The organism is Burkholderia theae (assembly GCF_048565265.1).
GTDB lineage: Bacteria > Pseudomonadota > Gammaproteobacteria > Burkholderiales > Burkholderiaceae > Burkholderia > Burkholderia theae.
In genome coordinates, this window is sequence record NZ_CP183462.1 from 610,571 (window position 1) to 623,327 (window position 12,757).

Genomic DNA, 12,757 nt, shown 5'->3' on the forward strand with positions numbered 1-12,757 from the left:
GATGCTGCTGGCGGGCGTGTCCGCGCACGCGCAGGCGGCCGGCATCATGAACCTCGGCGCGGCGACCGCGCGCGCATCGGGCGGCGGTGCGGGCGGCGCCGGTGGCGCGCCGGGCATGCCGAATCTCGGCGTGTCGCCGCAGCAGGCGCAGCAGGCGAGCCAGCCGTCGATCCGCAACCTCGGTTATGCCGCGCATGCGATTGCCGCGCAGATCGCCGCGCAGCAGAACGCGGCCGCGGCGGCCGCGAAGCTGCCGTCGACCGTGCCGAACGGGCTCGCGCCGGGCGGGTTGCAAGTGGCGGCCGGCGCGACGAGCGACACCAGCAATCCGGTGCTGTGGTTCAACGCGAACGCGCCGACGCAGAACGTCGACGCGAACGGGCACGTGAACGTCGACGTCAAGCAGACCGGGCAGAACGCGGTGCTGACGTGGGAGACGATGAACGTCGGCCGGCAGACGACGCTGAACTTCGACCAGTCGGCCGGCACGCAGACGAACGGCGCGAACAACTGGGCCGTGCTGAACCGGATCAACGACCCGAGCGGGCGGCCGAGCCAGATTCTCGGCAACATCACCGCGCAAGGGGCCGTGTATGTGATCAACCGGAATGGCGTGCTGTTCGGCGCGGGGTCGCAGGTCAACGTGCATTCGCTGGTTGCGTCGTCGCTGAACCTGCTCGATATGAAGAATCAGCTCGTGCCGACGCCGGCGGGTATCGTCGCGAGCAACCAGCAGTTTCTGAGCATGCCGGCGGGGACGACGGGTGGGCTGGCTTATCCGGAGTCGGGGAGCTCGAACGGGACGGTCGGGTCGGGGGGCAAGCCGAACGAGGTGCTGGGGCTCGGCAATCAGGCGCTGCTGACCGGTACGTACCAGGCGCCGGGCGACGTCACGATCGAGCAGGGCGCATCGATCACGACGCACACCAACGGCACGGCAAGCGACGGCGGCTTCGTGCTGGTTGCGGCGCCGAACGTGACGAACGCCGGCAGCATTTCGGCGACGTCGGGGCAGGTCGTGCTCGCGGCGGGCGTGGGGGTGAGCCTGCGGCCGAACGGAGCCGGGACGACGGGCAACCCGCAAGTCCTGCTGCCGGAGTTGAGCGGGCAGATCGTGACGGTCGATCCGGCCACCGGCGCGTCGATCGACGTGACGCCCGCCGGCACGCTGACGAACACGGGCATCGTGCAAGCCGCGCGCGGCAACGTGAACCTGCTCGGCAGCCGCGTCGCGCAGAACGGTGTGGTCGGCGTGACGACGAGCGTGAACACGCCGGGCACGATCACGATTTCGACGGCGGACGAGTACGCGTCGAACAATCCGCTGGGCATTCCATATCCGAATCAGGTCCTGAGCGGCGTCGACAACGTCAACCGTGCCGGCCTGCTGAGTTTTGGACCAGGTTCGGTAACGACGGTACTGCCGGACAACAATGGCCAGACCGCGACGTCGACGCCCGGCACGACGTTCACGCCGGGCGGCATCACGATGACGGCCGGTTCCGTGTGGTTCCAGGGCAGCTCATTGATCGAGGCGCCGGGCTCGAACGTATCGGTGACGGCTTATGCGCCGTCGATCGTGACGAACAAGGTGCCGGGTCAAACCGCGGTGCCGGGCCGGATCTACGTGGACGATGGCGCGACGATCGACGTGTCGGGCCTCGCGAACGTGCAGGTGCCGATCTCGCAGACGCTCGTGACGGTCGACCGGATCGGCCAGAACGAACTGGCGGATTCGCCGCTGCTGCGCAACAGCTTTCTGTTCGGGTTGAAGGGCGTCGTCGTCGACAGCACGTTGACGGGCACGCGCAGCGACGGTGTGCAGTGGGTCGGCAGCCCGATCCTGAACCTGTCGGGCTACGTGAACCTGATTCCGCGCACCGTCGATCAGTTGCTGACCAACGGCGGCACGATCACGCTGTCGGGCAACGAGGTGATGACCGCGACCGGTTCGTCGATGAACCTGAACGGCGGGTATGTGCATTACAACGGCGGGATGGTCAACACGACGCGGCTCGTCGATGCCAATGGTGCAATCGTGCCGATCGGGCAGGCGAGCCCGTACGACCGCTATGTCGGCATCGCCGGGCAGTTCGTCGAAAGCCATCCGCGCTGGGGTGTGACGAAGTCCTGGTTCAACCCGCTGCAAACGGGCGGCACGTACCAGTCCGACTACATCGTCGGCGGCAATGCGGGCACGCTCGATCTGTTCGCGTCGCAAGCGCTGGTGCTCGACGGCGACATCAGCGCGCAGGCGTTCGGCGGCGCGAAGCAGATGCAGGGCAACAGCCTGCCGTCCGGCGGCACGTTCAACCTCGGCGCCGATCCGAAGCTGGCCGGCGGTACGCTGGCCGGGATGACGTGGAACACCGTCGCCAACCCGACGATCACGTTCAACGGCATTTCGGGCTTCGCGATCCTGCAGGACAACGCGCCGCAACTCGGCGCGCTGATGCCGGGCTTCTCGATCGGTACGCCGCTTGACAAGACCGCGTACCAGTCGCTGGCCGCCAACGATCCGAACAACTTGATGACGACTCAGGTCGTGCCCATTGCGAAGCTGAACAACGGCGGTTTCGCGAACCTGAACGTGTCGGAGGACAAGAACGCGGGCAAGGGCATCACGGTTGCACAGGGTACGCAACTGAACTTGCAGCCGGGCGGGTCGATCTCGCTCAACAGCACGGCGATCGGTGCCGGCGTGAATGTCGCGGGGCGGTTGTCCGCACCCTCCGGTTCGATTTCGATCACGAGCGGCGGCAATGTCGTCGTCGGGCCGCAGGGCGCGATCAGCGCGGCTGGCCAGTGGGTGAACAACGACGTGCAGGCCGCGCCTGGCACGACGCCCGGCAACGGCCAGTTCATCAACGGCGGGAGCATTGCGCTGTCGGCGACGCAGGGATCGACCGTTGTGAACGGCGGCAACGTGGACACGACGGGTTCGATCCTGCTGCAACCGGGCAGTGTGCTCGATGTGTCGAGCGGCGGCGAAATGCTCGCGAACGGCCAGTTGCTGATGCAGAATGGCGTGCCGGCCGGGCGCGGGGGAAGCGTCGCGCTGCAGACGTATGCCGCTCCGCAGTCGACACAGCAGTTCGGTCATACGCGTGACAGCGGTTCGGCCTTGCCGACTTCACAACCCACGGCGGGAACGATCGCGATGGGCGGTACGATCCTGAGCGAAGGTTTCTCGGGGGGCGGCACGCTGACGCTGGAGGCGCTCGGCTTCCGGATCGGCGGAGACCGCGCGGCAGCGTCGCCATGGGACGTGTATCTGCCTGAAAACTTTTTTTCGCAACAGGGCTTCGGCAAGTACGTGCTGAACGCGTACTACGACTCGACCATCGCCCCGGGTGCAACGGTCGCATTGACGCAGTTGAATCGCATTCCGGATGCGTTGGCGCTCCAGCAGGCCGGCTCGGGGACGAATCTGTCGGCTGGCGGTCTGACGACGATCGGTCAGCTCGACTCATATCACCGGCAACCGACGAACCTCGTGTTGACGGGCGGGAATTACGGCGCGTGGCTCAGCACGCCAGACGGCCCGCCGCCGTCGTATTCGGGCGTGACGGGTGCGGTCACACTGGCGGCGGGGGCGTCGATCAATGCGGACGCCGGTGCGAGCATCGCGCTCGCGTCGCCGAAGCAGGTTACCGTGCTCGGCTCGGTGGTCGCGCCTGGCGGGTCGATCGTATTGAGCGCCGATACCGGCACCACGATCGCTCAACCGGGGCAATTCAATGTCTTCACGCCGAGCAACAGCCGGTCAGTGTGGCTCGGCTCCGATGCGACGCTCGACGTATCCGGTGTCGCACTCGCCAATCCGCTGGCAGCGCCGGTCAAGGTCGGCGGAACGACGATCGTGCCGAATACCGGCAAGGTTCTGCCGGGCGGATCGGTGACGTTGTCGAGCGATTCGGGCTACGTGGTTGCGCAAGCCGGCTCGAAGATCGATGTGTCGGGCACATCGGCGAGCTTCGACCGGTTGCAGGCGAACGGCACCTATGCGTCGCAGCCCGTGTGGAGCGATGCCGGGTCGATCACGCTGTCGGCCGCATACGGTCTCTTCGCGGATGGGACTCTGGCTGGCCACGGCGGAGCGTCGCAGGCGCGCGGCGGCACCTTGTCGATCCTGCCGCATCAGAACGACGGGTCGGCCGGTGCAACGGCGCTCGTCGTACGGCAGAGCGGAACGCTCGTTCCTGCCGGGTTCGCACCCGGCCAGGATTTCTCGACCGCGATCGATCCGACCACCGGACAACCGATCGGCCAGCCGACCGGCGTGATCCAGTTTGCCGCCGATCGCCTGAACGATTCGGGAATCGCGAATCTCGTGCTGGGCGACGGTACGCCATCTCCGTTCGCCGTGCCGCCGATCGCGTTCGCCGGCAACGTCAACCTGACACTCCCCGAATCCGTGACGCTGAATACCGGCCGGATCGCGGCGATCGGGATGGATCAGCTTTCGACGCTGCTGTCGACGCCGGCCAAGCCGGCAGGCGGCAGTTCGGTGTTCGCGGACCTGCTCGCGCAACCGCCGGCCCATCCGCTCGGTACGACGGTGGCGATCAACGCGCCTTATGTTGCGCTGGTCGGTCCGACGGCGCCTGCAGCGACACCTGCATTTACGCCCGTCGCGACGCGCTCCGATGCGACGTTGAGCGTGAACGCGTCGTTCGTCGATCTGCGCAACCAGTTCCAGCTCAACAACTTCGGCCAGGCGAATTTCAACAGCAGCGGCGACATCCGTCTGAGCTCGACCAATCAGTCGGGCAATCTGCTTTCGCCGGGCATGCTGTATACACCCGGCAACGTGACCTTCAACGCGGCGAACCTGTATCCGGCCACCGGCAGCACGTTCATCGTCGATGCGGTCGGTCCCGTCGACCCGGTGACGGGCAAGCCCGCGCCGACTACCGTGACCTTCGGAACGACCGGCTCGTCCGGCACACCGCTGTCGGCGGGCGGCACGCTGCTCGTCGATGCAACCAACATCGTGCAGGGCGGCATCGTGCGCGCGCCGTCGGGCACGCTCGTGTTCGGTGTCGGCGATCCGACGAACGCGGCGACGCAGAAGCAGTTCGGCAACCTGCCGCTTGTCGCGACCGATTCGGTGACGTTCGCTAACGGCAGCGTGACGTCGGTTTCGAACGGCGGATCGATCATTCCTTATGGCACGACGATCGACGGCGTCGAATGGCAGTTCAATCCGCTTGCGGGCACGAGTGTGTCCGACCTGAATGCACCGCCCGCCAAGTACATCGGCGTGAACGGCACCAGCGTCGCGCTCAACAAGGGCGCGACGATCGACCTGTCCGGCGGCGGTGACCTGCAGGCCGCCGAATGGGTGCCGGGCACGGGCGGCACGCGCGACGTGCTGTCGCAATACAACGTGAGTTATGCAAGCGGCAAGGGTGCGACGGCGGTGCCGGTCAATGCGGGTGCCGGGAACGTCTATGCAATCGTGCCGGGCGCGCAATCGCCGGTTGCTGCGTACGATCCGCTGTTCGCGCAGACAGTGCAGCCGGACATCGCCAGCAACGGTACGCCGACGACCAAGACCGTGGCGCTCGGCGTCGGCCAGGCCGGGATGAACGACGCGATCGGCAAGGCTGTGTACCTGTCCGGCGTGCCGGGACTCGCGGCCGGCTACTACACGCTGCTGCCGGGCAAGTACGCGACGCTGCCGGGTGCATACCGCGTAACGGTGTCGGCGACGACCGGCAACGTCGTGCCGGGCGCATCGCAGGTGCTGCCGGACGGTACTGTCATGACGGCCGGGTACTTCGCCGATGCAGTGACGGGCGGGCGCAGCGCGACGCCGACGCTCTTCAACGTGCAGTCGGGCGCGGTGTGGCAGCAGTACTCGCAGTACACGCTGAAAGGCGCGAATACCTTCTTCACCGCGCAGGCCGCGAAGCAGGGCAACGTGACGCCGCCGTTGCCGGTGGACGGCGGCCAGCTCGTGCTGGCCGCGACGAAGGCGCTCACGCTCGGTGCGACGCTGAACGCGGCGGCGGGTGCGGGTGGCGCACCGGCCGAGGTCGACATCGCGTCGCAGGACATTCAGATCACCGGCAACGGCAATGCGGCGCTGCCCGGTTATCTGCAGATCGGCGGTGATGCGCTCGATTCGCTGAACGCGGGCAGCCTGCTGATCGGCGGCACGCGTGCCGCGACGACGAAGGGTGTGACGATCACGCCGATCGCGAACAGCGTGGTGGTGTCGAACGACGGGAACTCGTCACTGAAGGGCCCGGAAATCCTGCTCGTGACGAAGACCGATGCGAGCGGCACGGACCCGAACGCGGCGAACGGCTTGCGCGTCGACGCAGGCGCATCGATCGTGGCGGCAGGCGACTATCCGGCTGCGAAGGATCAACCGATCACGATCGCCGGCGACGGCGCGCTGCTGCGTGTGTCGAATGGCGCGATGGCGCCGCTCGCGCGCACGGGCGGCACCGGCACGGGGCTGCTCACGGTTGGCGCAGGCGCGACGCTGTCGGGCGGCCAGGCGCTGATGCTCGACTCGTCGGGCAACCTGAAAGTCGACCCGAGCGCGGTGCTGTCGGCGAAGGCGATCACCGCGGACGGTTCGGCGATCACGTTCACCAATGCGACTGGCGCGGCTGCTGCGAACCTGCCGGGCTTCGTGATCGATCAGGCAGGACTTGCGCAGCTCGCCAACGCGGATCTCGTTTCGCTACGCAGCTACGGCGCGATGGGTTTCGTCGGCGACGTGAACGCGACGTTTGGCAAGAGCGTCGACCTGAGCGCGGGCACGTTCGCGAGCGATGGCGGCCGCGTGACGCTGAACGGGCAGCAGATCGCGTTCACGAACGAGACGGGTGCGCCCAACGGCACGGTCGTGCCGGGCAACGGCACGCTGACGGTCAACGCGAAGGAGATCGACTTCGGCACGGGCACGAAGACGTTGAGCGGATTCTCGTCGGCGAACATGACCGCGAGTGGCGGCATCGTCGGGCAAGGCACGGGGACGTTCGATTTCGGCGCGCTGCCGGTGACGCTGAATGCACCGGTGTATTTCGCCGATACGAGTTCCGCGGCGACCGTGAAGACGACCGGCGCGTTGACGCTGAACGGCGCAGCGGGCACCGCGTTGACGAAAACGCCGGTGGGTGGCGCATGGCATTTCATTGGCGGCACGCTCGCCGACAACGGCGCGACGATCGCCGCACCTGCCGGCAACGTGAGCCTCGAGGCGACCACCGGCAACCTGACGATCGGCGGTGGTTCTACGGTCAGCTCCGCGGGCGTGTCGAAGCAGTTCTTCGACGTGACGCAATACGCGCCGGCCGGTTCGATCGTCCTGACCGCCGATGCGGGGACGGTCGATGTGCAACCGGGCGCGACACTCGATTTTTCGGGTGCGAAAGGCGGCGGTGCGGCGGGCAGCCTGACGCTGTCGGCGCCGAAGCAAGTCGTGAACCTCAACGGCACGATCAAGGGCGGGGCGACGAACGGCTATGCAGGCGGTTCGCTGTCGCTCGACACGGCCGGCGCGGCCGATCTCGATTCGCTGGCGAAGACGCTCGCGTCGAGCGGCGTGAACCAGTCGATTGCCGTTCATACGAAGTCGGGCAACCTGACACTGTCGGCCGGCAATGCACTGACCGCACGCTCGGTGTCGCTGACGGCCGACGGCGGCGCGGGCAATGCATCGGATACGGCGAACGGCAACGTGAACGTGCTGGGGACGATCGATGCATCGGGCAAGTCGGGCGGGCAGATCGACCTGTACGGGCGTAGCGGTGTCGACCTGGAGGGGACGCTGCTCGCGCGCGGCTCCGATCCGACGCAGCGCGGCGGCAAGGTGAACATCGGCACGAGTGCGGTATTCGATCCGGCCGTTGCGAATCTGTACAACGCGACCTACGGTTACGAGAACATCGATCCGTCGCGCTCGGGGGTGATCCGGGTCGGCGCGAATGCGTTGATCGACGTTTCGGGCGGGGCGGCCGGCGGGTTGTCGGGCGGCACCGTGAATTTCCGCGCGCCGCTGCTTGCGGACGGCAGCGTCGATGTCCAGTTGCCGAACGCGTTCAACAGCGGCAAGGGCATCGTCGGTTCCCGTGCGACCACGCTCGAGGCCTACGCGGTGTGGAGCACGACCGACGCGACGTCTGGCGCACGGCACTTCGACGGCATCGTCGATCCGGCGGGCTGGTACGACAGCAACGGGCATTTGCTGGCCGGCACGTTCACCGCGCAAGGTACCAATCCGCCGACCTTCACGTTCATGCCGGACGCGAACGGTGACGGCGGCGGCACGCTGAAGAACAACGCGACCGGCGCGCAGGTGGTGCTGACGGGCAGCCAGGCTGATCTGGCGTCGCTGTACAACGGCGTCACGTCGATCGGCTTCCCGGGAATGAACAGCGCGTACTTCGTACCGACGACCGCGAACGCCGATCATCAGAATTACTACGGCGGACAGATCGTCAAGGCGAGCGACGGCACGTTGTCGATGACGCCCGGCACGCTGATGGGATTCATTCAGGGCGGGCTCGGCGCCAATGGGCCGAAGCTGCAGGGATCGACGGCGAACATCGCGAATTTCCGGGTCGCGCCTGGTATCGAGTTCGACAACCCGGGCACGGCGATCAACGGCGGCAACATCTCGATCCTGTCGAACTGGAATCTCGGTGCGGGTCTGCCGAACAACAGCGGGACGATCGTGCCTTCATATCGCTACAACGGGACGGTCGCGCCGATGCTGACGTTCCGGGCGACGAACAATTTCGATGCGGAAGCGAGTATTACCGATGGATTTTTCCAGAGCCAGGTGGCGACGATTCTGGGGGCGACGGGGAGTGCTTCAGCCGGCGGAACCTACGCGGGTGCGCTGACGCTGTACAACAACTTGCTGTCGGTTGATAACCCCGCGTCGATAACGGTCCAGTTCTATACCGGGGCGGCGCAGTCGCTGGCATCGTTCTCCAGCAGCCCGCAGAACCCGTTATACGACCCGAACGTGCCACTGGGCGCTCCGCTGACGAACCAGGCGGCCCAGTACTATTCCAACTATCTTCAGTACGCGAATTCGTGGGGCGTGTATTACGGCGATTGGGCCAGCGGTCTGTACATGTCGCACATCCTGCCTTACAGCCCGCTGCATACGCCGGCACCGGTCCTGTCGAAATACGCGTCTTACGCGGATTATGCAGCAGCGTACTTTGGCCCCGGAAGCTGGTTGAACGGCTACACCAATGTTTCCATCGTCGGGCTGGTCCGAAACGGCACGACCGTGACCCCCAAGTTCGGAACGCCGACAGCCCCCACCTTGCCGACGAGTCCGGGTGATTACGGTCAATACATCGCGTTGTACAACAGCTATCTGAACCGGATTGCCACCACGAAGCCGCTGAACAGCCCTCTGCTGCAGCCGCAAGGTGTTTACAGCTTCTTCTTCGCGCCGACGGCACCGACGTCGATTCCGTTCGCCGGCGTGAATATCGGTGCGTTGGCCGGCAACCTGCCGGCCAACGTTGCGACTGCCGACAATCCGTTGCCGATCAGTTTCGCCGCACTGTTGGGCGGACAAAGCTCGTCCTATCGCATCATCGCCGGCGCGGACCTGGCCAGTGCCAATCCGCTTGCCGTGCAACCTGTTGGCGCATTCAACGCCGGCGGCGCGCCTGCCGGTGACGTGACGCTGAGCCAGCACACGGCCTACGTCGATTCGAAGGGGCTGACATTGCTTCAGCCGACGACGATTCGTACCGGCACCGGATCGATCGACATTGCCGCGGGCAACGATTTCACGCTGGCGGATACGACCGCGCCTGGGGTGGTATATACGGCGGGTGCGCCTGCGCAGGGTTCGCCTGCGTTGGGTATTCCGACGGCAGTTATGAAGGGCGGCCCGGGCATGCAAGACATCCTGGTTACGCCGACCGTGAATCCTGATTCGGCCGGCGACATATCGATCCGTGTGCAGGGCGATATCAACGGTGTCCAGAACGTGACCGATGCAACAGGTGCGGTGACCGGCGGCGCCGGGAACAGCATCAGCCAGTACTGGTGGCAGTGGATGCAGATTACCCCGGGGACAACCGCGAGTAACGTTGCCATCCTCGCTCCGCTGACCCGGACCTCGATCGATTTCGGTGCGTTCGACCAGGGCGTGATGAGCGTCGGCGGCAACGTCTCGGTCATTGCCGGCGGCAATATTTCGGACCTGGCCGTATCGTTGCCGACCACGTGGTACCTGAACGGAAACAGCAAGCCCGTCACCGTCGGCGGCGGAAATCTGACGGTGCGAGCGGGCGGCGACATTCTGAGCGGCGACTACTTCGTGGCGAAGGGAACGGGGACGATATCGGCTGGCGGAAGGATCGGGTCGGATATTTCCGTGGCATCTCGGCAAATTGGCGTGGCTCCGATTGACGTGTCGACGGTGCTTGCAACGCAGGACGGAATATTCGACGTTACCGCGCGGCAGGGCGTGGATATTGGCGCGGTACTGAATCCGTCTTATTCGAGCAGCTATGCGCAGAGCGGCGGGCAGCCGACTGCAGTAGTCCGTCTTTTCGATTACGGCCAGTATGCTGACAACCAGGGTTATTCGTCGACTTCCGCGGTCAATGTGCTATCCACGACCGGCGACGTCCGGCTTGGTACACCCGGTGGCATGTTGACCGGTGCGAACGGCGTGTTGCCCGCCAGCATGAATCTGACCGCGTTCGACGGTGCGATTGATATGCAGTCCGGCGGGGTTCTCTATCCGTCGGCCGTGGGTCAGTTGAATTTGATCGCGGACCAATCGGTGACCCTTTCCAATGTATCGGCCAAGCGAACTGACGCCGCATTGCCCGATACGTTCGGTTTGTCCGACGCCGATCCATCGCAGATGCCTTCGCCGACAAACCCGCAACTGAAGGTAACCATTCCGGCGTTGACGAATACGACGCTCGCCGCACATGCGCAAAATGCGCTTCATGGCGACGATTTGCAGCCCGCGCGCCTTTACAGTCTGAACGGAAGCATCGTCAATGGCACCGTCGATACTCCCGGCAATAGTGACGACTTCTACCGGAGTCTCGTCACGCTGTCGATCGACAAGCCGGCGCTCGTGCAGGCCGGGCTGGACATCGTGAACCTGGCGTTCTGGGGGCAGAATCTGCGAAGCTCCGATGTGACGCGCGTCGTCGCAGGGAGGGACATCTACGACACGCCGATTCCGTTCCTTGGAGGCGGCGCAGTTCCGGTTCTGTCGCTTGGCGGGCCGGGTTGGTTCGACGTTCAGGCCGGACGCAATATCGGTCCGCTGACGAGCCAAGCCGAGTTGTATAACCAGAAAGCCAACACGGGTGGAGTCGCGCACCCGTTCACCGGTATCGATGCAGTCGGTAACGCGAACAACCCGAACCTGCCGCACGAGAGCGCGAACGTCAACGTGCTGTTTGGCGTGGGCCCCGGTGTCGATCTACCGGGGTTCGTCTCGACCTATATCGCGCCGGGCAGCTCGGTTGCCGGCGTGCCGAGCGCGACGCCCGCGTTGATCGCGTTCATGGAGCAGTACGACGCGGGGCTCGGCGTCGATACGGGATTGCAGGCGGACAAGGACGCCGCGCTGGCCAAGGTCGGCCGGTTGACGGCCGACGACGCGTGGAAGCAATTCCAGGCGTTGCCGTCTTACGTACAGCAGCTCTTCGCGGAAAAGGTGTTGTTCGGCGTGCTCGCGCAGGTTGGTGCGGACTTCAACGACCCCGCGAGCCAATACAACGGCCAGTACGCGAGAGGTTACCAGGCGATCAATACGCTGTTCCCGGCTTCGTTCGGCTACACGGCGAACAATCTGGGTGGTGGTTCGAATGGCGCGAACAAGCAGGTCGGCACGGGCAACCTCGATATCCGCAGCACGACGATCCAGACGCAGCAAGGTGGCGACGTGACGATCCTCGGGCCGGGCGGGCAAGCGCTCGTCGGCAGCACGACGGCGCCGCCGCAGATCGTGGACGCCAACGGAAACGTGGTGGCGGGCCCCGGCACGATGGGGATCCTGACGCTCGAGAAGGGCAACGTCGATATCTTCACGGACCAGAGCGTGCTGCTCGCGCAGAGCCGGATCTTCACCGAGCAGGGCGGTGACATGACGATCTGGAGTTCGAACGGCGACATCAACGCGGGCAAGGGCGCGAAGACGTCGGCCGATACGCCGGCGCCGCAGTATGTATGCGATGCAAACCATTACTGCACGGTCGATTCGCGCGGGCAGGTGACGGGCGCGGGTATCGCGACGCTTCAAAGCATACCGGGTGCGCCGAAAGGCACGGTCAATCTGATCGCGCCGCGAGGGACCGTCGATGCGGGTGACGCGGGTATTCGCGCGGGCAACCTGAACGTGGCAGCGTTGCGTGTCGTGAACGCGGACAACATCCAGGTGACGGGCAAGGCAACCGGTATTCCGCTCGTGCAAGCCGTGAACACGGGAGCGCTGACGGCGGCGAGTTCCGCGGCATCGGCCGCGAGTCAGGCCGCGCAGGATATCGCGAAGAACAATGCATCGGGCGTGGCTCCGCGTCGCTGGACGATCAGCGTGCAGGTCGAAGGCTTTGGCGATAACGGTCCGGATGGCGGGTCGAAGCGACGCAAGTCGGAACAGGTTGGCTACGATTCGTCGAATTCGGTTTCGCTGTTGGGATTTGGAGCGGCCGGGTCGACGCAGCGGACGCTGCTCAGCAAGGAAGAGCTCGCGAAACTGAACAGGTTCTGATCAGGCTGCATCGGTATC

General features: G+C 65.5%; 1 protein-coding gene. It reads left to right on the top strand.

All coding sequences use genetic code 11. The features are described from left to right. The first annotated feature begins 1 nt into the window (after position 1). The gene (locus ACN22W_RS20365; protein ID WP_419689872.1) at positions 2 to 12,739 is read left to right on the top strand and encodes a filamentous haemagglutinin family protein; all 12,738 of its coding nucleotides are present in this window, start codon (positions 2 to 4) and stop codon (positions 12,737 to 12,739) included. The last annotated feature ends 18 nt before the right edge of the window (positions 12,740 to 12,757 follow it).